The organism is Streptomyces sp. NPDC060194 (assembly GCF_042728285.1).
GTDB lineage: Bacteria > Actinomycetota > Actinomycetes > Streptomycetales > Streptomycetaceae > Streptomyces.
The window spans coordinates 13,193-40,188 of sequence record NZ_JBHWZH010000052.1; the positions used below are offsets into that span (position 1 = coordinate 13,193).

The window sequence follows — 26,996 nt, forward strand, 5'->3', positions numbered from 1 at the left end:
GACCGGCGGTGCGGCACACGACCCTGGAGACGGCATGGAGATCCTCGCGTTCGGCGTCCAGGCCGACGAGAAGCCCCTCATCGAGCAGGCCTTCGCAGGCCGGCACGACGTGCACTGCCTGGACGTGTTCCTCACCGAGGACACCGCCCCGATCGCGGCGGACCACGAGATCGTCAGCTCCAGCGTCAACGCCGACCTCAACGCCGAGGTCCTGCGGATCCTCGCCGCCGGGGGCACCCGGATGATCGCCCAGCGGTCCACCGGCTTCAACAACATCGACCTCGACGTGGCCCGCGAGCTGGGCCTGACGGTCGCCCGGGTGTCGTACTACTCGCCCTACTCGGTCGCCGAGTTCGCCTGGACGCTCGCCATGGCCGTCAACCGCCGGATCGTCCGCGCGGCGAACCGCACCCGCGACTTCGACTTCCGGCTCGACGGCCTGATGGGCCGCGACTTCCGCGGCCGCACGGCCGGCGTGCTCGGCACCGGCAAGATCGGCGAGGCGTTCACCCGGATCGCCCACGGCTTCGGCATGGAGCTGCTCGGCTGGGACGTCGCCGAGAACCCGGCCTGCCGGGAGCTGGGCATGACGTACGTCGACCGCGACACGCTCCTCGCGCAGTCCGACCTGATCAGCCTGCACGTGCCGCTCCTGCCCAGCACCCACCACCTCATCGACGCGGCCGCGCTCGCCCACGTCAAGCACGACGCCGTCCTGGTGAACTCCAGCCGCGGCGGCCTCATCGACACCGACGCCCTGGTCGGCGCGCTGCGCACCGGCCGGCTCGCCGGGGTGGGCCTCGACGTCTACGAGGCCGAGGCCGGGCTGTTCTTCCTCGACAAGTCGCTGGAGGTCGTCGAGGACGACACCCTGGCCCGGCTCGTCACCTTCCCGAACGTCGTCGTCACCTCGCACCAGGCGTACTACACCCGGGACGCGGTGGCGCAGATCATCGACGCCACCGTGCGCAACGTCGACGACTACCTGGCGGGCCGCCGCTCGGAGAACGTGCTGGTCCCCGACGCGCAGGCCTGAGCGAAGGCCGCGGCGACGAGCGCCGGGCCGCGCAGGGTGAGCACCGACTCCGGGTGGAACTGCACGGACGCGAAACCGGGTCCGCGCAGGGCGTGCACCTCGCCGGTGGCCGGATCGCGGGCCACCTCGACCCCCCGCCCGGCCAGCTCCGCGGCCTCGGCGTCGTCGCAGACCGCCGTGAAGCTGTTGTAGAAGCCCACCGTCTCGGCCCGGCCGAACAGGTCGATCCGCTCCTGCGCCCCCTGGTAGGGCACCGCCTTGCGGACGATGCGGAGCCCGGCGTGGGCGGCCAGCAGCTCGTGGCCCAGGCACACCCCGACCAGCCCGTGCCGGTGCTCGCGCACCAGGTCGGCGGTGAGCGCGTGCAGGAACGCCATCTTCGGGTCGCCGGCGTCCGCCGGGTCCCCCGGCCCGGGGCCGAGCACGACCGGCCCCGGGTGCGCGAGCGCGGCCTCACGCAGCCCCGGCCCGTCGTAGCGCCGTACGGTCACCTCCAGGCCGGTGGAGCGCAGCAGGTGGGCGAGCATCGCCGTGAAGGTGTCCTCCGCGTCCACCACGAGCGCGTGCCCGGCCGGCACGGCCTCGCGCTCCTGCAGCTTCAGCCAGAACGGCGCCAGGTCCGCCCGGCGGGCGTCCAGCGCGGCCCGCACCCGCGGGTCGTCGGCGAGGCGCGGGCGCGTCCCGTCGTCCGCCGGGCGGCGGGGGACGACGCCGAGGGCGGTCAGGACGCCGGCGGCCTTCGCGTGGGTCTCGGCGACCTCGCCGGCCGGGTCGGAGCCGCGGACGAGGGTCGCGGCGACGCCCACCCGCAGCCGGCCGGCCCGGTCGACGTCGGCGGTGCGGATGAGGATCGGCGAGTCGAGGGTCTGCGACCCGCCCGCGTCCCGGCCGATCAGCGCGAGCGCGCCGGCGTAGTAGCCGCGGCCGCCGGGCTCGTACCGCTCGATGACCCGGCAGGCGTTCTGCACCGGCGACCCGGTCACGGTCGCCGCGAACATGGTCTCCCGCAGCACCTCCCGGACGTCCAGGCTGCTGCGGCCGCGCAGCTCGTACTCGGTGTGCGCGAGGTGGGCCATCTCCTTCAGCCGCGGGCCGACGACCACCCCGCCCCGGTCACCGACCGTGCACATCGTCTTCAGCTCCTCGTCGACGACCATCGACAGCTCCTCGACCTCCTTGGCGTCGCCGAGGAAGCCGAGCAGGCCGTCCACCGAGGGCCCGGCGGCCGGGTAGCGGTAGGTGCCGCTGATCGGGTTCATCACGACCGTCCCGCCGCTCATCCGCACGTGCACCTCGGGGCTCGCGCCGACCAGGACGCGGTCGCCGGTGTCGACCAGGAACGTCCAGTACGCGCCCCGCTCGCCCACCAGCAGCCGGCGGAACAGCTCCAGCGCGTCGGCCCGGGAGAAGCCGGGGACGTCCGCCTCGTACGTCCGCCGGATGACGAAGTTGGCGCCCTCGCCGCGGCCGATCTCCTCCGCGAGGACGTCCCGCACGATGCCGGCGTAGGTCTCGTCGTCGACGTCGAAGCCGCGCCCGCGCACCGCGACGTCCCGGGCGGGCAGCCCGTCGAGGACCGCGGCCACGGGGAAGGTGAGCCGCTCCTCGATCCGGAGCGCGCTCAGCGGAGTGCCGTCGTCGCGGACGTCGAAGCCGCGCTCGCGGATCTGCCGGAACGGGACCAGGGCGAGCGACGGCTCGGGCAGGTCGGCGAGGCGGTCGTACGCGGCGACGGGGCCGCGCAGCAGCTCGACGGCGTCGTGGTCGGCGCCGGGGGCGCGCCGCCGCAACAGCGCGAAGGGGCGGTCGTCGGCGAGCAGGTCGGTCAGTGCGGTGGTCATGGGCGGTTCCCTCGGTTCGGGGGAGGGGCGGCCCTGGTGGTGGAGACACCGAAGGCCGCCCTTCCGGGCGGCCTTCGCGTGAGGTCGGTTGCGTACGCGCGATCAGTGGGCCGCCGGAGGAGCGGTCCACCACCAGTTCTGGTTCAGGGGCGCGTACATGCGGCGCACCCTACCCGATGCCGACGGGTCCGGGCGCGGTGATCCGCGCGCACTCGGCCACCAGGGCGCGCAGGTCGCCCCCGGACTTCTCGAACAGCGCCCGCTGGGTGCGCGCCCCGGTGCCGCGGGCCAGCAGGGCCTCCAGCCGCTCGCGGACCATGTCGAGGTCCCCGTACTCGGTGAGCGCGTCGGACACGTGGTCCACGAGCGCGCGCAGGACCACCGCGGCCGGGGCCGGGCTCCAGGTGCGGGGATCGACCAGCTGGGAGTCGAGGCCGGAGCGGCCCGCCCGCCAGGCGGCGAGCCGCAGCAGGCCCACACTCGCCTCGGGGACCGGCTCACCCGCCCGCCAGGCGGCGGCGGACGTCTCGACGAGACCGCGCACCAGCGCCGCGAGCAGCACCGTGTCCTCGGGCTCCAGGCAGACGTCGCCGACGCGTATCTCGACCGTCGGGTACGAGCGGGACAGCCGGGCGTCGAAGTAGATCATCCCCTCGTCGCGCAGCACCCCCGTGGCGATCATGGACCGCACGGTCGCGTGGTACCCCTCGGCCGAGCCGAACGGCGCCACCGGACCGGCCGAGGGCCAGCGCCCCCACACCCGGCTGCGGTAGGACGCGTAGGCGGTGTCCTGGGCCTGCCAGAACGGCGAGTTCGCCGTCATCGCCAGCAGCGGGGCCAGCCAGGGGCGGATCCGGTCGAGGACCGCGACCCCCTCCTCGTCCGACTCCACCGAGACGTGCACATGGCAGCCGCAGGTCAGCTGCTCGTTCGCCGTCAGGCCGTACTCCTCGGCCATCCAGGCGTAGCGTTCGCCGGGGCTGAGGGAGGGGCTGACCGGCAGCGGCGACGTGCCGAGCGCGGCCACCGTGGCGCCCACCCTTCCCGCCCGCCGGGCCGCCTCGCCGCGCCAGCGCCGGATCTCCGCCTCGATCTCGTCCATGGTGCTCTGCGGGCGAGTGCCGAACTCCAGCTGCTGCAGCTGCAGTTCCTCCTCGAACACGGAGTCGTCCGACGTCCCGGCCAGGACCGCCGCGGACATCGCCAGGGGCTCACCGGTCTCCTTGGAGACCAGGAGCAGTTCTTCTTCTACGCCGACAGTTCTCACATCGGGCAGGTGCCCCGCCGGCTCCCCGCCATGCCTCCCACCTGCCGAAGGCCGTCCGCGCCCCCGGGAGGGCAGTGAGGCGCGTCGCACGTCTCATCTGGTGGTCGTGGGGGTGGACGCCCGGTCCGACCCCGTAGGGTGGGCGGGGTGACCGTGAACGCCATTTCCCCCTCCGCCGGTGGCAACACCTGGCGCGACCTGCCCGCGGCGCAGCAGCCCGAGTACCCGGATGCCGAGGCTCTGCGCGATGTGATCGCGGACCTCGAGAGCTATCCGCCGCTCGTCTTCGCCGGTGAGTGCGACCAGCTGCGCGGCCGGCTGGCGGCCGTCGCCAGGGGCGAGGCGTTCCTCCTCCAGGGCGGCGACTGCGCGGAGGCCTTCGACGCCGTCTCCGCCGAGCACATCCGGGCGAAGCTGAAGACGCTGCTCCAGATGTCCGCCGTCCTGACCTACGCGGCCTCCGTGCCCGTCGTGAAGGTCGGCCGGATCGCCGGGCAGTACTCCAAGCCCCGCTCCAAGGGCACCGAGACCCGCGACGGCGTGACCCTGCCGACCTACCGCGGCGACTCCGTCAACGGCTTCGCCTTCGACGAGAAGTCCCGCGTCCCGGACCCCGAGCGCCTGAAGCGGATGTACCACGCGTCCGCCTCGACGCTGAACCTGGTCCGCGCCTTCACCACCGGCGGCTACGCCGACCTGCGCCAGGTCCACGCCTGGAACCAGGACTTCGTGAAGTCCTCGCCCTCCGGCCAGCGCTACGAGCAGCTGGCCCGCGAGATCGACAACGCGCTGAACTTCATGAAGGCCTGCGGCACCGACCCGGCCGAGTTCAAGGCGGTGGAGTTCTACGCCTCCCACGAGGCGCTGCTCCTGGACTACGAGTCGGCGCTGACCCGCGTCGACTCGCGGACCGGCCAGCTCTACGACACCTCCGGCCACATGGTCTGGGTCGGCGAGCGCACCCGCCAGCTCGACCACGCGCACATCGAGTTCGCCGCGCAGATCCGCAACCCGATCGGCGTGAAGCTCGGCCCGACCACCACCCCGGAGGAGGCGCTCACCTACATCGAGCGCCTGGACCCCGACCGGGAGCCCGGCCGGCTCACCTTCATCGTCCGGATGGGCGCGGACAAGGTCCGCGACAAGCTGCCCACCCTGGTCGAGAAGGTCACCGCCTCCGGCGCCCAGGTCGTCTGGGTCACCGACCCGATGCACGGCAACACCTTCGAGGCCGCCTCGGGCCACAAGACCCGCCGCTTCGACGACGTCCTCGACGAGGTCAAGGGCTTCTTCGAGGTCCACAAGGCGCTCGGCACCCACCCGGGCGGCATCCACGTCGAGCTGACCGGCGACGACGTCACCGAGTGCGTGGGCGGCGGCGACGAGATCTTCGTCGACGACCTGCACCAGCGCTACGAGACGGCCTGCGACCCGCGGCTCAACCGCAGCCAGTCGCTCGACCTCGCCTTCCTCGTCGCGGAGATGTACCGGGACCAGTAGGCGGCACCTCGCGACACGACGGTGGGGCACGGATCTGTGATCCGTGCCCCACCTGGCGTTCCGGGACTGTTGTGCGTCGACCCGATTGGGTAAGGTTAGGTTAGCCTCACCGAACGGATCGGTACGGCCGTGCTGATCGACCCCGTCGGGAGGTGAACCGCGTGTACGTCTGCTCGTGCTTCGGTGTCACGGACACCCAGGTCAGGGCGCACGCGGAGGCCGGCGCCACGACGCCCCGGCAGATCGCGTCCGCCTGCAAGGCCGGCACCGACTGCGGTTCGTGCGTCCGCAACATCCAGGCGATCCTCGGCCGCGGGACCTGCCCGCGCCGGGAGCTGCTGGAGTCGCGCAGGCCCGCCCTCGTCCCCGAGCCCGCGGGATCCCTGCCCGCGCTCCCCGAGGCCGCCTAGGCTCAGGCCTCGCTCGGCTGCTCGATCTGCTGCGCGAGGTAGTTCTGCTCGCCGATCGTCTCCAGGAGCGCGAGCTGCGTGTCCAGGTAGTCGATGTGGTGCTCCTCGTCGGCGAGGATGTCCTCGAACAGCTGCTTCGAGGTGTGGTCGCCCTTCTCGATCATCTTGGCGATGCCGCGGCGCAGCCGGTCGATGGCCTCGACCTCGATCTGGCGGTCGGCCTCGAACATCTCCTTGACCGTCTGGCCGATCCGGATGTGGCCGAGCCGCTGGTAGTTCGGCAGCCCCTCCAGGAAGATGATCCGGTCGGTCAGCCGCTCGGCGTGCTTCATCTCGTCGATCGACTCGGCGCGGGTGTACTTCGCGAGCTTCACCCAGCCCTTGTCCATCTGCAGGGCGTGGTGGAGCCAGTACTGGTTGATCGCGGTCAGCTCGGCGGTGAGCTGCTCGTTGAGGAACTCGATGACTTCCTGGTCGCCCTTCACGGCGGAGTCCTTCCCTTGGGCACTGGCTCGAACGGGTCTGCGGTCGATCCTGACACCGACGATCACCGCCGTCCAGTAAGTGCGGACTCAGTAAGTTAGGCCGTACTTAGTCCAGGATGCGGACCTCGCCCCGGTCCATACCGGTCCGTACCGGTGCGCAGGGCACCCCGTCATGTCTGCGACCATAGAGCCATGGGTCAGCCGACGAGCCGCGAGACGGGACAGCAGGAGCTTCCGCCGGGGCAGCGGCTCCAGCGGGGCTGGCCGGTCACCCACTACGGACCGGTGCCCAAGTTCAAGCCCGACCGCTGGGAGTTCCGCGTCTTCGGCGCCACCGCCGACGGCGACAAGCGCTGCTGGACCCACGAGGAGTTCTCCGCGCTGCCGTACACCACGGTCGTCGGCGACCTGCACTGCGTCACGAAGTTCAGCATGCTCGGCGCCGAGTGGGGCGGCGTCCTCGCCCGCACCCTCCTGGAGCTGGCCCCGCCCGCGCCCGGCGTCACCCACGTCATGGCCTGGGCCGAGTACGGCTACAGCGCCAACATCCGGCTCGACGACTTCGCGGCCGAACGCACGGTCTTCGCGAGCCACAAGGGCGGCGAGCTGCTCACCGCCGAGCACGGCTTCCCGCTGCGGCTCGTCGTCCCCCACCTCTACGCCTGGAAGGGCCCGAAGTGGGTCCGCGGCATCGAGTACATGAGCGCCGACCGGCGCGGCTTCTGGGAGGAGCGGGGCTACCACAACCTCGGCGACCCCTGGCGCGAGCAGCGGTACTCCTACCAGGAGGAAGCGGGCGAGGGCCCCGAGCTGTGACCGGCCGCCCGCGGCGGCTCAGCGGCCCCGGAACCGCTTGAGCCGGGCGATGTCGGCCGCCTGGCCCTCCTTGCCGCCGGGCGTCTCGATGGTCAGCGGGACGCCCTCCATGGCCCCGTGCGCGATCAGCTCGCCGAACGGGTCCGCCCCGATGCGGCCCTCGCCGATGTTCACGTGCCGGTCCTTGTGCGCGCCCACCACGTCCTTGGAGTCGTTGGCGTGCACCAGCTTCAGCCGCCCGGGTCCCACCACCGCCACCAGCTCGTCGAGCGTCTGCTTCATCCCGTGCGGGCCCGTCAGGTCGTGGCCGGCGGCGAAGACGTGGCAGGTGTCCAGGCAGACGCCGAGCTTCGGGTGCGCGTCGAGCGCCTCGAAGTACGGTCCGAAGTCCTCCGCCCGCGCGCACAGCGACGCGCCCTGGCCGGCGGTGGACTCGATCAGCAGGTCGGGGTCGTCGTCGCGGGTCAGCTCGTCGAGGAGCGGCCGCAACCGCTCACGGACCTGGGCCAGCGCCACCGACCGGTGGCGGCCGCCCGTCGCCGAGCCGGTGTGGACGACCACCCCGCGCGCCCCGATCGCCCGCGCCCGCCGCAGCGAGTGCCGCAGGCTGTCCACGGACCGGTCCACCGTCGCCTCGGTGTGCGAGCCGAAGTTGATCAGGTAGGGGGCGTGCACGAAGGCCGGGATCCCGTCCTCGGCGCACCGGGTGCGGAACTCCTCGTCCTGCCTCGGGTCGCCGGCCGGGGTGGCCCAGCCGCGCGGGTTGGCGACGAAGACCTGCACGGCCTCCGCGCCGATCTCGCGGGCGTAGGCGAGACCCACCTTCGCGAGACCCCCGGCGACTGGGACATGGCCGCCGACGGGGTTGCGGGTACGGGCGCGGGAGGAGGTGTCGCTGCTGCTCACGGGGTCAAGGGTGCCAGGTGGGCGCACGGAGCCGTCCGGCCGGGCCCCGGTGGGGGCCAGGGCCCGGCGGAGGTCAGCGGATCGTGATGCGGATCGTGCCGCCCTCGGGCGCACGCTGCCCGCCGGGGACCGACTGCGACTCGACGGTGTCCCCGAACAGGCCGAGCAGGCCCCGGTCCTCCTCCACCTCGAAGCCCGCCCCCCGCAGCTCCGTGGTCGCCTCGTCGACGCTCAGGCCGGTGACGTCGGGCACGGTGACCTGGACCGGCCCCTTGGAGACGGTCAGGGTGACGGTGTCGCCGCGCACGGCCTCCTCGCCGCCGGCCGGGGACTGCCTCGCGACCTCGCCCTCGTCGTGCTCGGAGTGGACCCGCTCCGGGGCCAGCTCGACCTTCAGCCCCTGCTCCTCCAGCGCGCGGGTCGCGTCGTCCACGGACCGCCCCGCGACGTCGGGGACGTCGACCGGGGCGCCCTTGCTGACGGTGATCGCGATCGCCTTGCCGGAGCGGACCTCGGTGCCCGCAGCCGGATCGGTGCGCACGACCTCGCCCTTGCCGACGTCCTCGCTGAACTCCCGCGCGACCGCCCCCGGGGCGAGCCCCGCGTCCTCCAGGCGCCGCTTCGCCTCGTCCAGCGGCACCCCCGCGAGCCGCGGCACGCCGATGCGCTCCGGGCCCTTGGAGATCGTCAGCTCCACCGCGTCGTCGTCGCGGATCCGCTCGCCGATCCCCGGGTCGGAGGACATCACGCGGCCGGCCTCGTCGGTGTCGCTGAAGGCCCGCTCCACCGATCCGGCCCGCAGGCCCGCCTCCGCCAGCTCGCTCCGGGCCTGCGCCTCGGTCTTCCCGACCAGCGCGGGGACCCGGGTGAACTGGCCGGAGTTGATGTACCAGAAGCCCGTGACCAGGCCGATGAGCAGTAGCGCCGCCCCCAGGCCGAGCAGCCCCCGCCGTGGCGGCCGGCGGCGGCCCGTACCGCCGCCGCGGACGCCGACGGTGGGCGGTGCGGACGGCGGCGGGCCCGCGGGCATGTGCAGCCGGCTGGTCCGGTGCCGCCGGGTGTCGGGCTCCGACATCGCGAGCACGCTCGTGCGCTCCTCGGGCCCGACCGGGCCCGCGGGCTCCGGTGTGCGGGCCTGCGGGGGCGCGCTGTCCAGCTGCTCGTCGCTGAGCGCGGCGTGCGCGGTGCGCACCTCGGCCAGGAACGCGACCGCGTCGTACGGCCTGACCTGCGGGTTGCGCGCGGTGGCGAGCGTGACGAGGTCGTCGAGCTCGTAGGCGAGCTCCGGGACCAGGCGGGAGGGGTTCGGCACGTCCTCGTTCAGGTGCCGGTAGAGGATCTGCGCCGGGGTGTCGCCGGTGTGCGGCTTGGCGCCGGTCAGCATCTCGTAGAGGACGACCCCGCAGGCGTAGACGTCCGCGCGGGCGTCGGTGATGCCCTGCTCGATCTGCTCCGGGGCCAGGTAGGAGACGGTGCCGAGGACCTCGCCGGTGGTGCCGGTGGCCGCGTCGACCGAGCGCACCAGGCCGAAGTCGGCGACCTTCACCCGGCCGTCGTCCCCTATCAGGACGTTCTCCGGCTTCATGTCCCGGTGCACGAAGCCCGCCAGGTGGGCGGCGCCGAGAGCGGCCAGGACCGGCTCCAGGATGTCGAGCGCGGCACGCGGCTGGAGCGCCCCGCGCTCGCGCAGCACGTCCCTCAGGGTGCAGCCGGCGACGTACTCCATCGCCAGGTAGACGTACCCGCGGTCGTTGCCCTGGTCGAAGACGCCGACGACGTTCGGGTGGTCGAGCCGGGCGACCGACTTGGCCTCCCGGATGAAGCGCTCGACGAACGACTGGTCGGCGGCGAGCGCCGGGTGCATCACCTTCAGGGCGACGAGCCGGTCGAGGCGGGTGTCCACGGCCCGGTAGACCGTCGCCATCCCGCCGACGGCGATGCGCGCGTCGATGCGGTAACGGCCGTCGAGCAGCTGCCCGGCCAAAGGGTCGATAAGGGTCGTGTCCACGCTGGTGAGTGTACGAGCCGGGGCGGTCCCGCCCCGATTCCGCGGTCCGACCGGGTCCGGACTGCAGCCGAGCTGTGACAGCGGGCTGGGCCGTACGGGGGCCCGCGGGGCCGCGGCGGGAGCGTGCCGGGAGGCCGGGGGGAGTGCGGCGGGGTCAGCGCGGGAGCGCGCTGCCCGCCGTCCACTCCGCCCAGTCCATGTCCCAGCCGTTGAGCCCGTTGTCCGGCTGCACGGTGCCGCCGCCCTCGGAGTTCTCCACCACGACCACGTCCCCGAGCAGCGAGTTCTCGTAGAACCACGAGCCGTCGGTGGTGTCGTCGTCGCCGCCCTGGGCGTCCCTGAGGCCGATGCAGCCGTGGCTGGTGGCCTGCGCGCCGAAGATGTCGGGGGAGCCCCAGTAGTTGCCGTGGATGAAGGTGCCGGAGTCGGTCAGCCGCTGCGCGTGGGGCACGTCGGGGATGTCGTACTCGTCGCCGAGGCCGACCGTCGAGCTCTCCATCCGGGTCTCGGGGAACTGCTCGGTGATCACCATGGTGCCGTTGTAGGTGGCGAACTTCGGCTCCCCGGTCGACACCGGGATCGTCCGCAGCGGCTGCCCGTCGCGCTCGACGGTCATCTGCTGGGTGGCCGCGTCCACCGTCGAGATCTGCGAGCGGCCGACCTCGAAGGAGAAGTCGGTGTCCTGGACTCCGCTGACCCCGGGGGAGACCTCGACGCCGTCGAGGTCGAAGGCGACGTTCACCGTGGAGCCGGGCCGCCAGTACTCCTCGGGCCGGAAGTCGAGCCTGCTGTCGCCGAACCAGTGGCCGACGGCCTTCTGGCCGCCGCTGGAGGTGATGGTGACCGCGGACTCGACCGTCTCCTTCTCGGTGACCGGCTTGTCGAACCGGAACGAGACCTGCATGCCGACGCCGGTCCGGCTGCCGTCCTCCGGGGTGTAGTGCGCGATCACCGAGTCCGCGGCCGAGACGGTGGTGAAGCGCGAGGTGCGGCTCACGCTCTTGCCCGCGTCGTCCTCGGCCCGCGCGGTCAGCGTGTACGCGGTGCCGCGCTTCAGGTTCTCGGTCGGGGTCCAGGTCGTGCGGTCCGCGTCGTACCGGCCGGCCACGGTCTCGCCGGCCCGGTCGGTCAGCTCGACGTCGGACAGGACGCCCTTGGCGACCTTCGCCGTCACGTTGCCGGTCGCGATGCCGATGTTCTTCGCGGCGTTCCCCGGGGTGAGGGTGAGCTGGGCGGCGGGGGCGGTGGTCGCGGAGGCGGACGTGCTCGCGGACCGGCTCGGCGGCGCGCTCGACGTGCCCTGGGGCGAGGTCGGCGTCGTGGGATCGGCGCCGCCGTCCGAGCCGGTGGAGCAGCCCGCGGCGAGGAGGCCGGCGGTGAGCAGGGCGACCACGGTGCGTCTCATGGGTTCACACTCCCCGCTGCGGCGGCCGCGCGCAGGTCGGGGCGGCGGGGGACGGGCCGTGCGGGGTACCCCGGCGGCTCGGAGGCGGGTTCCCCGGGTCCGCGCCGCCCCTCGGGGCGTCAGAACGCCGGCCGCTCCGGGTCCAGGTCCGCCACGCCGTCCACGGGGGACGAGGCGTGCGCGAAGTGCCGCCGCGGGATGCGCCCCGCCCGCCGCGCCAGCCGGCCCGCCTCCACCGCGTGCCGCATCGCCTCCGCCATCAGGACCGGTTCCTGCGCCCGGGTGACCGCGGAGGCCAGCATGACGGCCGCGCAGCCCAGCTCCATCGCCAGCGCCGCGTCCGAGGCGGTGCCCGCGCCCGCGTCGAGGATCACCGGGACTCCCGCCCGTTCGACGATCAGCTCGAAGTTGTGCGGGTTGCGGATGCCGAGCCCGGAGCCGATGGGCGAGCCCAGCGGCATGACCGCCGCGCAGCCCACGTCCTCCAGCTTCCGGGCGAGGACGGGGTCGTCGTTGGTGTACGGCAGGACGGTGAAGCCGTCGTCGACGAGGGTCTCCGCCGCGTCCAGGGTCTCGACCGGGTCCGGCAGCAGGGTGCGCTCGTCGGCGACGACCTCCAGCTTCACCCAGTCGGTGCCCAGCGCCTCCCGGGCCAGCCGGGCGGTCAGCACGGCCTCGCCGGCGGTGAAGCAGCCGGCCGTGTTCGGCAGCACCCGGATGCCGAGCCGGGTCAGGACGGAGAGGACCGAGCCCTGGACGGACGGGTCGAGCCGCCGCATGGCGACGGTGGTCAGCTCCGTCCCCGAGGCGGTCAGCGCGCGCTCCAGGACGTCGAGGCTCGGCGCCCCGCCGGTGCCCATCACGAGCCGCGAGGAGAAGGTGGCATCGCCGATGGTCAGCGCGTCGTCGGCCATGTCAGCCTCCCTGGACGGCGGTCAGCACCTCGACGCGGTCGCCCGCGGCGAGCGTCGTCCCGGGCCACTGCCCGCGCGGGACGACGTCCTCGTTGACGGCGGCGGCGACGCCCCTGGCGGCCCGGGTGAGGCCGGCGACCAGGGTGTCGAGGGTGGTTCCGGCGGCGATCTCGCGGGACTCGCCGTTCACGGTGATCACCGTGGGGACCGTCATGCGGGCTGCTCCTCGCGGACGACGGGCGCCGGGAAGCGCCGGGGGGTGAAGGGGCGGGCGTCGGACGGCAGGACGCCGGTGGTCAGTACCTCGGCCATGACGTCGCCGGTGACGGGGGTGAGCAGGACGCCGTTGCGGTGGTGGCCGGTCGCCAGGTGGAGCCCCGGCAGTGCGGTCGGGCCGAGGAGCGGCGCGTTGTCGGGGGAGGCGGGGCGCAGGCCCGCGCGGGTCTCGGTGAGCGGCAGCTCGGTGATGCCGGGGATCAACTCGTGCGCGTCGCGCAGGAGTTCGTAGACCCCGCCCGCGGTGACGGTGGTGTCCCAGCCCATCTCCTCGCTGGTCGCGCCGACGACCAGCTCGCCGTTCTCGCGCGGCACCAGGTACACGTTCCCGCCGCGCACCACGGCCCGGACCGTACGGCTGAGGAAGGGGGCGTAGGCGGCGGGGACGGTCAGGCGCAGGACCTGGCCCTTGACCGGGCGGACCGGCGGGACGGCCTCCGCGGGCACGCCGGCGAGGCGGCCGCTGAGGCTGCCGGCGGCCAGGACGACCTGCCCGGCCGCCAGTTCGGTGCCGGCGGACCCCTCCGTGTCCGCCAGGACGACCCCGCGGGCCCGGTCACCGCGGACGAGGAGCTCGCGGACCGACGTGCGCAGCAGCGTCACCCCGGCCCGCTCGCAGGCCGCGACGAGCGCCCGGGCGAGCCGCCTCGGGTCCACCTGGTGGTCGCCGTCGACCCGCAGCCCGCCGCGCACCCCCGGCGCAAGCATCGGCTCCAGGCGGCGGCACTCGCGCCCGGTGAGCCACTCCGACTCCAGGCCCGAGCGCCGCTGCAGGGCGTGGAGTTCGCGCAGGTGGGCGCGGTCGTCGGCGTCCAGGGCGACGGCGAGGGTGCCGCAGGGCCGGAAGCCGACGCCGAGCCCGGTGGCCTCCTCCAGCTCGGCGGCGAACGCCGGGTAGCGCCGGGCGGAGGCGAGGTTGAGGGCGAGCAGCGTCTGCTCGCCGTGGTGCAGTTCGGTGACCGCGGCCAGCATCCCGGCCGCCACCCGGGCGGCCCCGCCGCCCGGTTCGGGGTCCACGACGGTGACCCGCAGCCCGCGCTGCGCGGCCCGCCAGGCGGTCACCAGGCCGATGACGCCGCCGCCGACCACCACGACGTCGGGCGCTCCACCGCTGTTCGGATCGTGTCCATGACTGTGCACGGCTCTCCCGCTCCTCCCTTCGCCGGCATGACCCGGATCAGGTTCGTACGGTCGGAGGCCGGCCAGCCTCCCTCTCAGCCCGCTGCGTGCGGGCTCCCGCGAGTGCGCTCTTGCCCGGCCACCCTAACGCCTCGCCGCGGAGCCGGGTAAGGCCGCCGCCGGCCCCCGGTCCGGCTCGCGGCGGGCCCCCCGGATCTGCGTAGGGTGACCCCCGTGAGTGAACAGCTGCAGTCGCCCGCGGATCCCTCCGGTGCGGGTGTCGTCATCGTCGGCGCGGGCCTGGCCGGGGTGCAGACCGCCGTCGGCCTGCGCGAGCTCGGGTACGAGGGCGCGGTGACGCTGCTCGGCGACGAGCCGCACCGGCCCTACGACCGGCCGCCGCTCTCCAAGGCGGTCCTGCTCGGCAAGGCCTCCCCCGAGAGCGTCGTCCTGGACGTCGACTACGACGCCCTCGACGTCTCCCTGCGGACCGGCGTGAGCGCCACCGCCCTGCGCCCATGGGCGCGCGAGATCGACACCGAGCAGGGGCCGCTCCCGTACGACGCCCTGGTCGTCGCCACCGGTGCGCGGCCCGTCGTGCTGCCCGGCACCGAGGACGCCGCCGGCGTGCACGTGCTGCGCACGGTGGACGACGCCGAGCGGCTCGGCCCGGTGCTCGCCGAGCAGCGGGACGTCGTGGTGGTCGGGGCCGGCTGGATCGGCGCGGAGTTCGCGACCTCGGCGCTCGACGCCGGCTGCGCGGTGACCGTCGTCGAGGCGGCGGACCGGCCGCTCGCGGGCACCGTGCCCGCCGAGGCGGCCGCCCCGATGGCCGACTGGTACCGGGCCGCCGGCGCCGAACTGCTCACCGGCGCCCGGGTCGCGCGGGTGGAGGACGGCGCGGTGGTCCTGGCCGACGGCCGCCGGCTGCCGGCCGGCGCGGTCGTCGTCGGGATCGGCGCGCGCCCGGACACCGGCTGGCTGGCCGGCTCCGGCATCGCCCTGGAGCCCGACGGCTCGGTCACCGCCGACGCCTCGCTGCGGACCTCGCTGCCCGGCGTGTTCGCCGTCGGCGACTGCGCCTCCTTCCCCTCCGCCCGCTACGGCGCCCGGCTCCTGGTGCACCACTGGGACAACGCCCTCCAGGGCCCCCGCACGGTCGCGGCGAACATCCTGGGGGAGGAGCCCGCCGCCTACGACCCCGTGCCGTACTTCTGGTCCGAGCAGTTCGGGCGCTTCGTGCAGTACGCCGGCCACCACGCGGACGCCGACACCCTCGTGCGGCGCGGCGACCCCGACGCCCCGGCCTGGTCGATGTGCTGGCTGCGCGAGGGCGTGCTCGTGGCGCTGCTCGCGGTGGGCCGGCCGCGCGACCTGGCCCAGGGGCGCAGGCTCATCGAGGCGGGCGCGGTGCTCGACCCGGTCAGGACGGCGGACCCGGCGGTCCCGCTGAAGGCCGCGGTGTCGTCCGGCTGACCGTCCCCGGGTGCCGACTCCTCGCGGCAGGTGGCAGGCTTGGGGGCGTGACCGAGATCGATGCGAAGACCGACGCGCTCATCCCCAGCTGGCTCCACCTGCCCGACATCGCCGAGATGCTCGACATCGAGGTGACCAAGGTGCGGCAACTGGTGAAGGAGGGCCAGCTGATCGCCGTCCGCCGCGGGGAGAACCGCTCCCTGCAGGTGCCGGCCGCCTTTATCGCCGGCGACCGGATCGTCAAGGGCCTCAGCGGCACCCTCACCCTCCTGAAGGACGACGGCTACTCCGACGAGGAGATGCTGGAGTGGCTCTTCACGCCCGACGAGAGCCTGCCCGGCACCCCCGTCCAGGCCCTCGCCGAGAACCGCGGCACGGAGGTGAAGCGCCGGGCCCAGGCCCTGGCCCTGTAGCCCGCGCTCAGCGCACCGCACAGCACCACACGAACCGGGGCGGCCGGGCGGGCCCGTGACGGCCCGTCCGCCCGCCCCGCCACGACCGACCCGGGGGGACACACCGCCATGCCGCGCGCCCTGCTCGCCGACGCCCGCCTCTACCTGTGCACCGACGCCCGCACCCGGCAGAACGACCTGCCCGCCTTCCTGGACGCCGTCCTCGGCCCCGGCGGCGGCGTGGATGTGGTGCAGCTGCGCGACAAGGGGATGGAGGCGGCCGAGGAGCTGGAGCACCTCCAGGTGTTCGCCGACGCCTGCCGCCGCCACGGCCGGCTCCTCGCGGTCAACGACCGCGCGGACGTCGCCCACGCGATCGGCGCCGACGTCCTCCACCTCGGCCAGGGCGACCTGCCGGTGCCCGCCGCCCGCGCGGTCCTCGGCGACGAGGTGCTGATCGGCCGCTCCACGCACTCCGTCGCGGAGGCGGGCGCCGCCGCCGTCCAGGAGGGCGTCGACTACTTCTGCACCGGCCCCTGCTGGCCCACCCCCACCAAGCCCGGCCGGCACGCCCCCGGCCTCGACCTGGTCCGCAGCACCGCCGCCCTGGACACGGACCGCCCCTGGTTCGCTATCGGCGGCATCGACGCCGGCAACCTCGACGAGGTCCTCGACGCCGGCGCCCGGCGGGTCGTCGTCGTCCGCGCGATCACCGAGGCCGACGACCCCGGGGCGGCCGCCGCCGACCTGGCCCGGCGGGTGCGCGCACGCGCGCTGTGACCGACCCGGTCGGCCCGGCGCGGCCCGGGCCGACCGGCGGGTGCCCGGCAGGTGTCCGAGGGGTGGACGGGAATGCGGTGAGAGGGGACAAAAGGGCCATCGGCTTGGGGTGCGGCGAACGCCGTCGCTAACCTGTCTTCATGGCCCTTGGTACCGCGTCCACCAGGACGGACCGCGCGCGCGTCGTGCGCGACATGCTCGTGCCCGGCACCACCACGTGTTCGTTCGAGTTCTTCGCGCCGAGGACGGAGAAGGGCGAGCGCAGCCTGTGGAACGCGCTGCGCCGCGTCGAGGGCGTCGCCCCCGACTTCGTCTCCGTGACGTACGGGGCCGGCGGCACGACCTCCGAGGGCACGGTGAAGGCGACCGAGCGGATCGCAGCGGACACCACCCTCACCCCCGTCGCCCACCTCACCGCGGTCGGCACCTCCACCGCCCAGATCCGGCACGTCATCGGCCGGTACGCCGACGCCGGCATCCGCAACATCCTCGCCGTGCGGGGCGACCCGCCCGGCGACCCGATGGGCGAGTGGGTCCGGCACCCCGAGGGGCTCACCTACGCCGCCGAGCTGGTCGGGCTCATCAAGGAGTCCGGGGACTTCTGCGTCGGCGTCGCCGCGTTCCCCGAGATGCACCCGCGCTCCACCGAGTGGGACACCGACGTGGCGCACTTCGTCGCCAAGTGCCGGGCCGGGGCGGACTACGCGATCACGCAGATGTTCTTCGACCCGGAGAACTACCTGCGGCTGCGTGACCGGGTCCACGCGGCGGGCTGCGAGACGCCGATCATCCCCGAGGTGATGCCCGTGACCAGTGTGAAGACGCTGGAGCGGCTCCCGCAGCTCAGCACCGCCGCCGTGCCGTCCGCGCTGAAAGACCGCATCCTCGCGGTCAAGGACGATCCCGCCGCTGTACGCTCCATCGGTATCGAGTTCGCGACGGAGTTCTGCGCGAGGCTGCTCGCCGAGGGAGTCCCCGGTCTGCACTTCATCACCATGAACAACTCGACCGCGACACTGGAGATCCACGAGAATCTGGGCCTGCACCGGCAGCAGGCCTGACCGGCCGCATCCACCGGCGGCCGCGGAGGAGGGGCGTACATGGGCTGGACGGTCCTCTACATCGCGTTCGGCATCGTCGCGTTGTGGCTGCTCGCTGAGGTGCTTCTGCAGTACAAGGCGCGGCTGCGCTGGCGGCTGCTCGCGTTCGTCGGCTTCCTGGTCGTCGTGTTCGGCGTGGCCCTCTCGTCGCGGGTGGTGATCGCCCTCGGCGCGATCACCTTCGCCGTCGGGCAGACCTACGTCACGATGGCGTTCCGGCGCGGCTTCTCGACCGGCTGGGCGCTCGGCGGCAACCCGGGCATCAGCAAGCGCCGCAAGGGCGAGGCGGCGGCCCTCAAGGAGCCGACGCTCGAGGTCTCGGACCTCAGTTACGACCCGGCGGACGTCCCCGGCCACGCGCTCGACGCGCCGGACGCCGTCGCGGCCACCGCGCCCCTCGCGGAGCCCGTCACCTCCTCGACCTCCGTGTTCCCGGTCCACGACGCCCAGCCGTCGCCCGACGGGACCGGCCAGTGGAGCCTCTACGACCAGTCCGGGTTCGCCACCCCGCAGACCGCCCAGGACCCCGGCGACACCGGCGGCCACAGCTACCCCTTCCCCGGCCAGACCCCCCAGCAGGACCCCTACGCCGCCACCGGCTACGACACGGGCGGCTACCCGACCTACGGCACGGGCACGTACGACACCGGCGGCTACGACACCGGGGCCTACCCCTACGGCTACAACACCGACACCGGGCAGAGCTACGCCGCCTACTCCGACCCGTACATCGGCGCCCAGTCCTACCCGCAGCCCGGCTACGACACCTACGGCGGCGGCTACGGGCAGGGCTACGGCTCGGACACCCCGCCCGGCGGGGTCTGGGTGCCGCAGCAGCGGGACGGCGAGCAGGCCGCGCCGCCCGGGGCCTACGACGACGGGCAGCAGGGCGGCGCGCTGCCGCCGGAGCAGCCCTACCCGTACCAGGACGAGCAGGCCAACCGGTACTGAGACGTCTCCCGGCCGGCCGCTCCTCGTCGAACCGGCCCGGGGCTCAGCGCGAGCCCCGGAACCCCGGGCCCTCCACGATCAGCCCGGCCACCAGGGCCCCCGACATCCCCGCGTGCGCGAGCCCGCCGCCGGGGTGCGACCAGCCGCCCGCCCGGAACAGGCCCGGCAGACCGGTGGTGTTCGGCGGGTAGAGGTACGCGCCGGCCGCCGCCGCGAGCGCCGGCGGCCGGACGGGGGCGGTGTCCGCCGGGGTCAGGACCTCCCGCCACAGCACCCGCTCCCGCAGCCCCGGGACGGCGGCCTCGGCCACCTCGGCCAGGGTGTCCGCGTACCGCGAGGCCGTCGCCGGGTCCGCCCAGTCGACCGGGCCCCGGGGGGCCACCGTCGCCGTCAGGGTGACCGCCTCGTGGTCCGCGTCGGGCCGGGTGGCGGGGTCGTCGGGGCGCAGGACGGTCAGGGTCGGCCGCTCGGCGGGGGTGGCCTGGGAGCCGAAGACGACCGCGGCCTCCACCGCGCTGTCCGGGGCGTGCACCACCGTCTTGTGCGCGGTGCCCTCGGGGCGGGGGCCGCGCAGCGCGAGCAGGACGGTGAACCGGCCGGGCAGGCCGTGCCGCTCGGCCGGGGCGTCGGCCACCGCGGCGCCGCCCGGCAGCGGGAGGTCGTCAGGGGAGGCTGAGCTGACCACGTGGTCCGCCTCCTCCACCCGCCCGTCGGCCAGTTCGACGCCCGCGGCCCGACCGTCCTTCTCCACGACGCCGGTCACCCGCGCGCCGAACACGAACTCCACCCGCCGCTCCAGGCACCGCTCGTACACCGCGCGGGCCAGCTCGCGCAGGCCGCCGCGCACGTACCAGGTGCCGAACGCGTGCTCCATGTAGGGCAGCACCGCGGCGCTCGCCGGGGCGTGCCGCGGGTCCAGGCCGTGCTCCAGGGCGAAACCGGAGAGCAGCGCCGCAAGCCGGGGGTCACCGAGCTCCAGCGCCCCGATCTCGGCGAGGGTGGCGGCCTGCCGGGTCCGCAGCAGTCGGCGCCGCCTCAGCGCCGGGTACGGCTCCCGCTCGGCGAGCACCTTCCAGTCGGACCACAGCGGCTCCTCCAGGAGCGGCCGCCGGGTGCGGTCCCACGCCTCGCGGGCCCGCACCAGGAACTCCCCCCAGCGCTCGCCCGCGCCCGCGCCGAGCGCCTCCTCCAGGGCGGAGACGACGCCCGCCCGGGAGGCGTTGGGCAGGGCGACGCGGGTGCCGTCGGAGAAGACGTGCGCCGACGAGGGGTCGACCTGAGTGAGGTCGACGCACTCCTCCAGCGGCTTCCTGCCGGTCTTGACGAACAGGTCGCGGTAGACGGCGGGGACGCCGAGCAGACCGGGCCCGGTGTCGAAGACGAAGCCGTCCCGCTCGAACCGGCCGAGCGAGCCGCCGTAGGTCTCCGTGCGCTCGAACACCACCACCCGGTGGCCCGCCACGGCCAACCGGGCAGCCGTCGCCATCGCGCCGGTCCCGGCGCCGATCACCGCAATGCGTGCCATGTCGGGGACTTTATCCGCAGCCACTGACAATCCCCGCCGGACCCCCGCCGACCTGCGGATCGAGCCCGGCCGCGGTCCGACGGGGCCCGTCCGGGGCCGGCTCAGCCGGGCGGTCCCGGCTCCCGGCCGGCGATCCGGCGCTCCTCGCGCCGCTGCGCACGCCGCCGCAGGAAGCGGCGGATCCGGGAGCCCAGGAAGAAGACCACGACCAGTCCGGCGAGCAGGAGCAGTGCGGTGATCACGGCGGCGGCGACCGGGTTGAACATCGCGAACGTGACCACCCCGGCGACCCCGAGGTCCTCCAGGGTGCTGGCCACCACGTTGCTCGCCGGCTCCGGCGAGGTGTTGATCGCCATCCTGGTGCCGGCCTTGACGAAGTGGCTCAGCAGCGCCGTCGTCCCGCCCACCGCGCCTGCGGCCAGGTCCGGCAGCGACCCGCTCTGCCCCGCGAGCAGCGCCCCGACCACGGCGCCCGACAGCGGGCGGATCACGGTGTGGAAGGCGTCCCACACGGAGTCCACGTAGGGGATCTTGTCGGCCACCGCCTCGCAGAGGAACAGCACGCCCGCGGCGATCAGCACGTCGGTGCGCTGCAGGGCCTCGGGCACCTCGTCGGAGACTCCGGTGACGCCGAACAGACCGAGGAGCAGGACCACCGCGTAGGCGTTGATCCCGCTGGCCCAGCCGCTGGTGAAGACCAGGGGGAGTACGGACACGGGGTGATCGTAACCAGCCCGCCGCCGGGAGTCCCCGGACGGGACGGGGGCAGCGGGGCGCGACGGCCTGAGTATCCGTACCCAGGCGCGGAGATGAGTAGCCGCGCGGATGGGCCCCCACCTGCGCGGACGGCAGAGTGGGGGCACCGGGGAGCGGTCGGCCCGGGACCGCCGGCACGGGGCTGCGGTCCCGGTCCGACCCCCGCCGGGATCACAGCGTTCCGCGCACCCGCCCCTGGAGCAGCCGCGACAGCGCCGCGTGGACCTCGTCCAGCGAGCGCTCGCTCTGGAAGGCCTGCCAGTCGAGGGCGGCCACCAGGACCATCCCCACCAGCGCCGCCGCCGTCAGCTGCACGTCGATGTCCGCGCTCAGCTCGCCGCTCTCCACACCCCCGCGCAGCACGTCCTCCACCACGGCCACCGCCTGCTGACGCACCACCATGAGCGTCGACTGCCACGCCCGGTTGGTGCGCCACAGCTCGGCGACGTAGAGCTGCGTGAACGACGGGTAGGCGTGGATGAACGACAGGCCCGCGCGGACCATCGCGTCCAGGGCCTCGACGGCCCCGCCGCCCCGGCGCGCGCTGTCGTCGGCGGCCTGCTGCAGGGAGGCCGTCAGGAGCCCGACGCCGTGCTTGAGGAGTTCCTCGAAGAGCACCGACTTGCTGGCGAAGTTGTAGTAGACCGTGCCCTTGGCGACGCCCGCGCGTTCCGCGATCTCGTCGACCGTCGTCGCGGAGAAGCCCTGCTCGGCGATGAGCGTCACGGCCGCCTCGTAGAGCTTCTGCCGTGTCGCCTGCCGTCTGGTGCTCTCCGCGCCGCCCGGGGCGTGCGCGCTGTCCCTGCTTCCCATGGGCATGATTGTCACAGGCTCAGCTCCGGGTGCAGACGGTCCATCGTCCAGACCTGCTTGCGCCGGGCGGACAGCGCCGTCAGGGCGAGCGCTCCGGCGGTGAAGGCGAGCAGCACCGCCCCGCCCGTCCACACCGGCCCCAGGTCGCCGCCCGTGATCAGCCGGCGCAGCGCCTCCACCACGTAGGTCATGGGCAGGAACGGGTGCAGGGCGTTGAAGAACCCCGGGCTGGTCTGGACGGGGTAGGTGCCGCCGGCGGAGGTCAGCTGGAGCATCAGGGCGGCGAGGACCAGGATGCGGCCCGCCGCCCCGAAGCGGGCGTTGAGCCACTGCACGATCGCCGCGAAGCAGCAGGTCGTCAGCGCCAGGAAGGCGACGGTCCCGGCGGCGTGCTCGGCGCGCAGGCCGAGCGCCCAGTGCAGGACGGACATCAGCGCCGCCACCTGCAGCACCCCGAGCGCGGCCACCGGCAGCCAGCCCGCGAACGCGATCCGCCAGGTCGAGGCGCCGGCGGCGAGCGCGCGCCGGTTGAGCGGCGCGATCAGCATGTAGGCGACCATCGCGCCGACCCACAGCGACAGCGGGATGAAGTACGGCGCGAAGCCGGTGCCGTAGTTGGGCGCCTTGTGCAGCGACTGGGCGGCCAGCCGGACCGGGTCGGCCATCACCTCGGTGCGCGCGTCGCGGTCCTTCTCGCCGTAGTCGGGGATCCGCCCGACGCCGTCGTGCAGGCCGCCGGCGAGGTCGCCGCTGCCGTCGGCCAGCTTGTACAGGCCGCCGTCGAGGTCCTGGGCGCCGGTCTTGAGGCGGGCGACGCCGGAGTCCAGGGTCGCCGAGCCGGTCTTCGCGCTGGACAGGCCGGTGTCGAGGGCGGACGCGCCGGAGGCGACCTGCTGCGCACCGCTGTTGAGGGCGTTGACCTTGGCGACGGCCGCGTCGAGGTCCTCGTTCAGGTGCGGTGCCTGCTCCGCGAGGGCGTCGGCCTGCTTCTGCAGCGTCGCCAGGTGCGTGTCGAGTTGCGCGAGGCTGCCGTCGTGGTCGTCGACGAGGGTCTGCACGTCGTCGGCGACGCCCTGGACCTCGGCCGCCGCGTCCTTGGCCTTCTCCAGGTCGGCGCATGCCGGGTCCGCGTCCGCGGGGGAGTCGCAGCGCTCCTGGTAGACGCTGTCCAGGGCGTCGGAGGCGGTGCGGGCGTCGGCCGCGGCGGTCGGGGCGGCCTTGACGAGCGCGCCGAGGTTCGTGCGGACGGTCCGGGTGGCGTCGGCGACGAGGCGTGCGGTGTCGCCGATCCGCTTGCCGTCGTCCTTGAGGAAGGGCCGCAGGTCGCCGGCGATGCCGTTGACCTTGTCGGCGAGGGCCTGGGTGCCGTCGGCGACCTTGCCGGCGCCGGTGTCCAGGCGGGCGGCGCCCGACGACAGCTTCCGGATGCCGCTCGCCAGGTCGCCGCTGCCGTTCTTGGCGTCCGCGAGACCGTCGGCGAGGTCCTTGGAGCCCTTCTTGGCCTTGTCGGCGCCCGCCTTGAGGTCGTCGGCGCCCTTCGCGGCCTTCGCCGTCGAGTCGTGCAGGTCGGAGAAGTTGACGAAGATCCGGTCGAGGAACGTGCGGGAGGCGCTGCTGGACGCCGCCGAACGCACCTCCGAGAACACCGTCTTCGAGATCTGTCCGACGATGTAGTTGTTGGCGTCGTTGGTGCGCACCTGGAGCGCCCCGGTCTCGGGGGAGTCGCCGGCACTGGAGGAGACCCGCCGGCTGAAGTCGGCGGGCAGCGTCAGGGAGAGGTAGTACCTGCCGTCCTCGACGCCCTCGCGGGCCTCCGCGGCGTCCACCTCGTGCCACTGGAACGTCCTGCTGTCGCGCAGCTCGCGGGTGATGTCGTCGCCCGCGGTCACCTCCTTGCCGTCGGCCTTCGCCCCGCGGTCGGCGTTGACGAGCGCGACCGGGATCCGGTCGAGGCGGCCGTAGGGGTCCCAGAACGACCACAGGTACAGGGCTCCGTAGAGCAGCGGCAGCAGCAGGATCGCGACCAGGGCGGCGCGCGGGAGGCGCCCGCGCGAGAACCGCTTCAGCTCAAGCGCGGCCAGTTTCGGCGAGCGCATCGGCGGCCTCCCCTTCGGTGTCGGTGGCGGTGTCGGTTTTCGCGCCTGCGCCTGCGTCCGCGTCCGCGTTCGTGTCAATCCCGGTCCGCTCGGCCCCGTCCTCGGCCCCGTCCGTCCCGGCGACCGCCGCGGTGCTCACCCGTACGGCCCCCGCCGGGGCCTCGCTGCACACGGCGAGGACGGTCGTCTCCTCCGCGGCGACGTCCCGCAGCAGGTCCCAGGCGAGCACCCGGTCCGCGTCCGACAGCTTCTGGTCGGCGTCGTCGACGGCGAGCAGCCGCGGCCGGCCGATCAGCGCCAGCGCGACGGAGAGCCGCAGCACCTCCAGCCGGTCGAGGTCGCGGACGGGCGTACGGGGCCCCTTGGGGAGCGCGTCGAGGTCGAGTCCGGCCCGGGCGAGGGCCGGGGCGACGGGGTCGGGCCGGCGGCGACGCGCCACCAGGTCGCGTACGGACGTGCCGAAGCGGTGCTCCAGGTGCACCCGCTCGCGCAGGTGCTCGGCGACGGTCAGCGCGGGTTCGAGGTCGTTGACGCCCGGCACGGGTCCGAGGCCGCTGATCCGCCGGACGGCTGCCGACCGGCGGGGGAGTTCGAACTCGCCCACCCGCGCGCGGCCCTCGGTCGGCCGCATCCGGCCGGTCAGGGCGAGCAGCAGGCAGGTGCGCCCCGAGCCCGACGGGCCCTCCACGGCGACGAGCGCGCCGGGCGGCGCCCCGAAGCCGACGTCCCGGAAGGCCCAGCCGCGCGGACCTCTCAGCCCGAACCCCTCCGCCGTCACCGGCACCGCGCTCATGACGCCCACCACCCCGCCCCCCCCCGTGAGGGAACCTCTTTGAACTGACTGGTCAGTGCAAAAGTTAGCCCGAACCTTCGATCGAGGCAAAACCGCAGGTCAAGGCCTGTTGTCAGTGGCGTGCTCCAAGATGGGCACATACAGCCATCGCGCTGTCACGCGACGACAGGAGGTTCGTCATGGGCAACACGTCCGCAGCCGCCGCACGCCGGCGCCGCTCCGGTGGCCCTGCTCCCTCTCTGCCTGGTTCCGCCACCGACATCCACCCCGTGCTGCGCCGGTCCTCGGCCCCGCCCGCAGCCCTCGACCTGCTCGCGCAGGCCCGCTCCGGGCTCGACGAGGCCGCCACCCTCGAGACCCCCAACGAGAGCTACGCGATCGCCCACCTGGCCGCGCTGCGCACCGCGGCCGCGGTCCTCGCCGCCCGCGGCATGCCCGAGACCGGCCCCCGGCGCCGGCAGCGCATCCGCAGCGCCTGGGAGGTGCTGCCGGAGATCGCGCCCGAGCTCTCGGAGTGGAGCGCCCACTTCGCCTCCGGCGCCGCCCGCCGGGCCCGCGCCGAGGCCGGCATAGCCGGCGCGGCCTCCCGGCGGGACGCCGACGACCTCCGCCGGGACGTGGCCGTGTTCCTGCGCCTGGTCGAGCGGATGCTCGTCCTGCAGCCGGTGCTCCCCGCCCCGCGCGCCGAAGCGCCGGAGCGGGCCGGGGAGGAGGGCCGCCCGGAGCCCGCCTGAGCCGGCCGCGCGCCCGGACCGCCGGTGACGCGGGGCGCATTAGGGTTGGGGCAGCTCGCACCCACCCTGAGGAGTCAACTGCCGTGTCGGACCCGATGCGCCCCCGGGCCTCCCTTCGTACCGCTGTTGTCTGGGAGGTCCTGAAGGACGCCCTGGACCGTCGGGTCAAGGCCACCGGCCGCGACGTCCTCGACGTCCTGGACACCGGAGGCGGCACCGGGAACTTCGCGGTGCCCGTCGCCCGGCTCGGCCACCGGGTCACCGTCGTGGACCCCAGCCCCAACGCGCTCTTCGGCCTGGAGCGCCGGGTCGCCGAGGCCGGCGTCGCCGACCGGGTGCGCGGCGTGCAGGGGGACGCCCTCGGCCTCTTCGACGTGGTCGAGCGGGACGCCTACGACGCGGTGCTGTGCCACGGCGTCCTGGAGTACGTCGACGACCCCGCCCGCGCCGTCGGCAACGCGGTCGGCGCCCTGCGGCAAACCGGCACCGTCTCGGTGCTCGCGGCCGGGCTCGGCGGCGCCGTCCTCGCCCGCGCGCTCGCCGGGCACTTCACCGAGGCCCGGCACGCCCTCGACGACCCGTCCGGCCGCTGGGGCGACGGCGACCCGATGCCCCGCCGCTTCACCGCCGACCAGCTCACCCGGCTCGTCGGCGACGCCGGGCTCGACGTCGGCGCGGTGCACGGCGTGCGGGTCTTCGCCGACCTCGTGCCCGGCGTCCTCGTCGACACCGAACCCGGCGCCGTCGAGGCCCTGCTGCGGCTGGAGGAGGCCGCCGCGGAGCTGCCGGCCTTCCACTCCGTCGCCACCCAGCTGCACGTTCTCGGCGACAAGCGGGTCCCGGACCCGGCCTGATTCCCGCCCGGCACCGTTGATCAGCGGCGCAGCCCGGACGGCGGCGGCCGCGGGGTGCGGGATGCAGTAGGACACACGCACCCCGTACCGGGGCAACTCCCCGTATGATCGGGGTACACCGTCCGGCATGACCCAGGGCCAGTTGGGGAACTGAGATTCCAACGCCTCGGGTTCGCGGGGCGGCCCGGTTTGCTGATCTGGCGCAGAGGGGCGGGTTTCACGGGGGCGATTCCCTGCCTATCCTGAAGGGGACCCCCGGTCGCCCCCCGCGACCGACGACGAGGAGGACTCCGTGCCGCTCTCGGAGCACGAGCAGCGCATGCTCGAGCAGATGGAGCGAGCGCTGTACGCCGAAGATCCCAAGTTCGCGACAGCGCTCGAGGGAAGCGGCCTGCGTACGTACACCCGGCGACGGGTCTACCAGGCGGTCGCGGGCTTTCTGGTGGGTATCGCGCTCCTCATGGCCGGTCTGGTGACCCAGGTGATCTGGGTCAGCGTGGTGGGCTTCCTCGTCATGCTGGGGTGTGCCGTGCTCGCGGTCACCGGCTGGCGCAAGGCCCCCAAGCCGGGCGAACAGCAGGCGGTCACCGGATCGTCCGGAGGTGGCTCCGACACCCGGAACCGCACCGGCCGGCAGCGCCGCACGATGATGAACCGCATCGAGGAGCGGTGGCAGCGCCGCCGCGACGAGCAGCAGGGCGGCCACTGAGACAGCCGTAGGACGAAGGGGTGCGGGGCCCGGA

At 74.2% G+C, this 26,996-nt stretch carries 27 protein-coding genes and 1 riboswitch; of the genes, 12 read left to right on the forward strand and 15 right to left on the reverse strand.

What is annotated here, in order from left to right:
- Nucleotides 1-34: 34 nt before the first annotated feature.
- Nucleotides 35-1,036: a 2-hydroxyacid dehydrogenase gene (locus ACFWEG_RS14145; protein WP_387213885.1), complete on the forward strand. Its 1,002-nt coding sequence runs from the start codon at nt 35-37 to the stop codon at nt 1,034-1,036.
- Here ACFWEG_RS14145 and ACFWEG_RS14150 read toward each other — a convergent pair.
- The 3 genes from ACFWEG_RS14150 to ACFWEG_RS14160 all read right to left on the reverse strand — a co-directional run bounded on the left by ACFWEG_RS14150 (nt 982) and on the right by ACFWEG_RS14160 (nt 4,144).
- Nucleotides 982-2,877: an anthranilate synthase family protein gene (locus ACFWEG_RS14150; protein WP_387213888.1), complete on the reverse strand. Its 1,896-nt coding sequence runs from the start codon at nt 2,875-2,877 to the stop codon at nt 982-984. The two genes, ACFWEG_RS14145 and ACFWEG_RS14150, sit on opposite strands and share 55 nt — an antisense overlap.
- 102 nt (nt 2,878-2,979) lie before the next feature.
- A complete protein-coding gene (locus tag ACFWEG_RS14155) occupies nt 2,980-3,036 on the reverse strand; it encodes a trp operon leader peptide (RefSeq protein WP_387213966.1) in 57 nt (18 codons plus the stop codon).
- Nucleotides 3,037-3,046: 10 nt separating this feature from the next.
- Nucleotides 3,047-4,144: a glutamate--cysteine ligase gene (locus tag ACFWEG_RS14160; RefSeq protein WP_387213891.1), complete on the reverse strand. Its 1,098-nt coding sequence runs from the start codon at nt 4,142-4,144 to the stop codon at nt 3,047-3,049.
- Nucleotides 4,145-4,291: 147 nt separating this feature from the next.
- On the opposite strand from ACFWEG_RS14160, the gene ACFWEG_RS14165 reads away from it, so the two are divergent.
- Both ACFWEG_RS14165 and ACFWEG_RS14170 read left to right on the forward strand, forming a co-directional pair.
- Nucleotides 4,292-5,644, forward strand: coding sequence for a class II 3-deoxy-7-phosphoheptulonate synthase (locus tag ACFWEG_RS14165; protein WP_387213895.1), 1,353 nt, complete (start codon nt 4,292-4,294; stop codon nt 5,642-5,644).
- A 152-nt stretch (nt 5,645-5,796) separates the two neighbouring features.
- Complete coding sequence (locus ACFWEG_RS14170; RefSeq protein ID WP_387213898.1) at nt 5,797-6,054, forward strand: bacterioferritin-associated ferredoxin; 258 nt, start codon at nt 5,797-5,799, stop codon at nt 6,052-6,054.
- A gap of 2 nt (nt 6,055-6,056) precedes the next feature.
- On the opposite strand, the gene bfr is transcribed toward ACFWEG_RS14170, so the two are convergent.
- Nucleotides 6,057-6,539 (reverse strand): bacterioferritin, encoded by a 483-nt coding sequence (gene bfr / locus ACFWEG_RS14175; RefSeq protein WP_387213901.1) that lies wholly within the window; start codon nt 6,537-6,539, stop codon nt 6,057-6,059.
- A 192-nt stretch (nt 6,540-6,731) separates the two neighbouring features.
- Here bfr and ACFWEG_RS14180 point away from each other — a divergent pair, with 192 nt between their 5' ends.
- The gene (locus ACFWEG_RS14180; protein ID WP_387213904.1) at nt 6,732-7,355 is read left to right on the forward strand and encodes a sulfite oxidase-like oxidoreductase; all 624 of its coding nucleotides are present in this window, start codon (nt 6,732-6,734) and stop codon (nt 7,353-7,355) included.
- Nucleotides 7,356-7,373: 18 nt separating this feature from the next.
- On the opposite strand, the gene ACFWEG_RS14185 is transcribed toward ACFWEG_RS14180, so the two are convergent.
- From ACFWEG_RS14185 to thiO, 6 genes are all read right to left on the reverse strand, one after another.
- Complete coding sequence (locus ACFWEG_RS14185; RefSeq protein ID WP_387213907.1) at nt 7,374-8,261, reverse strand: deoxyribonuclease IV; 888 nt, start codon at nt 8,259-8,261, stop codon at nt 7,374-7,376.
- Nucleotides 8,262-8,334: 73 nt separating this feature from the next.
- Nucleotides 8,335-10,269: a Stk1 family PASTA domain-containing Ser/Thr kinase gene (pknB, locus tag ACFWEG_RS14190; RefSeq protein ID WP_387213910.1), complete on the reverse strand. Its 1,935-nt coding sequence runs from the start codon at nt 10,267-10,269 to the stop codon at nt 8,335-8,337.
- Between the two features lie 154 nt (nt 10,270-10,423).
- On the reverse strand, nt 10,424-11,674 hold the full coding sequence (locus ACFWEG_RS14195) for an Ig-like domain-containing protein (RefSeq protein WP_387213913.1): 1,251 nt from the start codon (nt 11,672-11,674) through the stop codon (nt 10,424-10,426).
- Nucleotides 11,675-11,793: 119 nt separating this feature from the next.
- On the reverse strand, nt 11,794-12,588 hold the full coding sequence (locus tag ACFWEG_RS14200) for a thiazole synthase (RefSeq protein WP_387213916.1): 795 nt from the start codon (nt 12,586-12,588) through the stop codon (nt 11,794-11,796).
- Nucleotide 12,589: 1 nt separating this feature from the next.
- A complete protein-coding gene (gene thiS, locus ACFWEG_RS14205; protein ID WP_387213919.1) occupies nt 12,590-12,802 on the reverse strand; it encodes a sulfur carrier protein ThiS in 213 nt (70 codons plus the stop codon).
- Complete coding sequence (gene thiO / locus ACFWEG_RS14210; RefSeq protein WP_387213922.1) at nt 12,799-14,004, reverse strand: glycine oxidase ThiO; 1,206 nt, start codon at nt 14,002-14,004, stop codon at nt 12,799-12,801. Before thiO ends, thiS begins: the two co-directional genes overlap by 4 nt.
- Nucleotides 14,001-14,114: riboswitch (TPP riboswitch) on the reverse strand. Its footprint overlaps the gene before it by 4 nt.
- A gap of 103 nt (nt 14,115-14,217) precedes the next feature.
- On the opposite strand from thiO, the gene ACFWEG_RS14215 reads away from it, so the two are divergent.
- The 5 genes from ACFWEG_RS14215 to ACFWEG_RS14235 all read left to right on the forward strand — a co-directional run bounded on the left by ACFWEG_RS14215 (nt 14,218) and on the right by ACFWEG_RS14235 (nt 18,682).
- Nucleotides 14,218-15,459: an NAD(P)/FAD-dependent oxidoreductase gene (locus ACFWEG_RS14215; protein ID WP_387213925.1), complete on the forward strand. Its 1,242-nt coding sequence runs from the start codon at nt 14,218-14,220 to the stop codon at nt 15,457-15,459.
- A gap of 47 nt (nt 15,460-15,506) precedes the next feature.
- Nucleotides 15,507-15,872 carry an Rv2175c family DNA-binding protein gene (locus tag ACFWEG_RS14220; protein ID WP_387213928.1) on the forward strand — a complete coding sequence of 122 codons (366 nt, stop codon included), beginning with the start codon at nt 15,507-15,509 and terminating at the stop codon, nt 15,870-15,872.
- A 108-nt stretch (nt 15,873-15,980) separates the two neighbouring features.
- Nucleotides 15,981-16,631: a thiamine phosphate synthase gene (gene thiE, locus ACFWEG_RS14225; protein ID WP_387213931.1), complete on the forward strand. Its 651-nt coding sequence runs from the start codon at nt 15,981-15,983 to the stop codon at nt 16,629-16,631.
- 140 nt (nt 16,632-16,771) lie between these two features.
- Nucleotides 16,772-17,692, forward strand: a complete 921-nt coding sequence (gene metF, locus ACFWEG_RS14230; RefSeq protein ID WP_387213934.1) for a methylenetetrahydrofolate reductase [NAD(P)H] — start codon at nt 16,772-16,774, stop codon at nt 17,690-17,692.
- Nucleotides 17,693-17,731: 39 nt separating this feature from the next.
- The gene (locus ACFWEG_RS14235) at nt 17,732-18,682 is read left to right on the forward strand and encodes a hypothetical protein (protein WP_387213937.1); all 951 of its coding nucleotides are present in this window, start codon (nt 17,732-17,734) and stop codon (nt 18,680-18,682) included.
- A 43-nt stretch (nt 18,683-18,725) separates the two neighbouring features.
- Here ACFWEG_RS14235 and ACFWEG_RS14240 read toward each other — a convergent pair whose 3' ends face one another.
- From ACFWEG_RS14240 to ACFWEG_RS14260, 5 genes are all read right to left on the reverse strand, one after another.
- The gene (locus tag ACFWEG_RS14240; protein ID WP_387213939.1) at nt 18,726-20,207 is read right to left on the reverse strand and encodes a phytoene desaturase family protein; all 1,482 of its coding nucleotides are present in this window, start codon (nt 20,205-20,207) and stop codon (nt 18,726-18,728) included.
- A gap of 101 nt (nt 20,208-20,308) precedes the next feature.
- Nucleotides 20,309-20,923 (reverse strand): DUF4126 domain-containing protein, encoded by a 615-nt coding sequence (locus tag ACFWEG_RS14245; protein WP_387213942.1) that lies wholly within the window; start codon nt 20,921-20,923, stop codon nt 20,309-20,311.
- 211 nt (nt 20,924-21,134) lie between these two features.
- Nucleotides 21,135-21,776, reverse strand: a complete 642-nt coding sequence (locus tag ACFWEG_RS14250; RefSeq protein ID WP_387213945.1) for a TetR/AcrR family transcriptional regulator — start codon at nt 21,774-21,776, stop codon at nt 21,135-21,137.
- 11 nt (nt 21,777-21,787) lie between these two features.
- A complete protein-coding gene (locus ACFWEG_RS14255) occupies nt 21,788-23,872 on the reverse strand; it encodes a YhgE/Pip family protein (RefSeq protein WP_387213948.1) in 2,085 nt (694 codons plus the stop codon).
- Nucleotides 23,844-24,665, reverse strand: coding sequence for an ATP-binding cassette domain-containing protein (locus ACFWEG_RS14260; RefSeq protein ID WP_387213951.1), 822 nt, complete (start codon nt 24,663-24,665; stop codon nt 23,844-23,846). The genes ACFWEG_RS14255 and ACFWEG_RS14260 overlap by 29 nt, the downstream gene beginning before the upstream one ends.
- A gap of 179 nt (nt 24,666-24,844) precedes the next feature.
- Here ACFWEG_RS14260 and ACFWEG_RS14265 point away from each other — a divergent pair, with 179 nt between their 5' ends.
- From ACFWEG_RS14265 to ACFWEG_RS14275, 3 genes are all read left to right on the forward strand, one after another.
- Nucleotides 24,845-25,399 carry an SAV_6107 family HEPN domain-containing protein gene (locus tag ACFWEG_RS14265; RefSeq protein WP_387213954.1) on the forward strand — a complete coding sequence of 185 codons (555 nt, stop codon included), beginning with the start codon at nt 24,845-24,847 and terminating at the stop codon, nt 25,397-25,399.
- An 83-nt stretch (nt 25,400-25,482) separates the two neighbouring features.
- On the forward strand, nt 25,483-26,253 hold the full coding sequence (locus ACFWEG_RS14270) for a methyltransferase (protein ID WP_387213957.1): 771 nt from the start codon (nt 25,483-25,485) through the stop codon (nt 26,251-26,253).
- 292 nt (nt 26,254-26,545) lie between these two features.
- Nucleotides 26,546-26,962: a DUF3040 domain-containing protein gene (locus ACFWEG_RS14275; protein ID WP_387213960.1), complete on the forward strand. Its 417-nt coding sequence runs from the start codon at nt 26,546-26,548 to the stop codon at nt 26,960-26,962.
- Nucleotides 26,963-26,996: the final 34 nt, after the last annotated feature.

Excerpts from the sequence above, each read along its gene's own strand:
- thiS (WP_387213919.1), bottom strand. The coding sequence starts at position 12,802 with ATGACGGTCCCCACGGTGATCACCGTGAACGGCGAGTCCCGCGAGATC.
- ACFWEG_RS14265 (WP_387213954.1), top strand. The coding sequence starts at position 24,845 with ATGGGCAACACGTCCGCAGCCGCCGCACGCCGGCGCCGCTCCGGTGGC.
- ACFWEG_RS14200 (WP_387213916.1), bottom strand. The coding sequence starts at position 12,588 with ATGGCCGACGACGCGCTGACCATCGGCGATGCCACCTTCTCCTCGCGG.
- ACFWEG_RS14195 (WP_387213913.1), bottom strand. The coding sequence starts at position 11,674 with ATGAGACGCACCGTGGTCGCCCTGCTCACCGCCGGCCTCCTCGCCGCG.
- ACFWEG_RS14250 (WP_387213945.1), bottom strand. The coding sequence starts at position 21,776 with ATGGGAAGCAGGGACAGCGCGCACGCCCCGGGCGGCGCGGAGAGCACC.
- ACFWEG_RS14180 (WP_387213904.1), top strand. The coding sequence starts at position 6,732 with ATGGGTCAGCCGACGAGCCGCGAGACGGGACAGCAGGAGCTTCCGCCG.
- ACFWEG_RS14240 (WP_387213939.1), bottom strand. The coding sequence starts at position 20,207 with ATGGCACGCATTGCGGTGATCGGCGCCGGGACCGGCGCGATGGCGACG.
- ACFWEG_RS14150 (WP_387213888.1), bottom strand. The coding sequence starts at position 2,877 with ATGACCACCGCACTGACCGACCTGCTCGCCGACGACCGCCCCTTCGCG.
- metF (WP_387213934.1), top strand. The coding sequence starts at position 16,772 with ATGGCCCTTGGTACCGCGTCCACCAGGACGGACCGCGCGCGCGTCGTG.
- ACFWEG_RS14235 (WP_387213937.1), top strand. The coding sequence starts at position 17,732 with ATGGGCTGGACGGTCCTCTACATCGCGTTCGGCATCGTCGCGTTGTGG.
- ACFWEG_RS14260 (WP_387213951.1), bottom strand. The coding sequence starts at position 24,665 with ATGAGCGCGGTGCCGGTGACGGCGGAGGGGTTCGGGCTGAGAGGTCCG.
- ACFWEG_RS14255 (WP_387213948.1), bottom strand. The coding sequence starts at position 23,872 with ATGCGCTCGCCGAAACTGGCCGCGCTTGAGCTGAAGCGGTTCTCGCGC.
- ACFWEG_RS14145 (WP_387213885.1), top strand. The coding sequence starts at position 35 with ATGGAGATCCTCGCGTTCGGCGTCCAGGCCGACGAGAAGCCCCTCATC.
- thiE (WP_387213931.1), top strand. The coding sequence starts at position 15,981 with ATGCCGCGCGCCCTGCTCGCCGACGCCCGCCTCTACCTGTGCACCGAC.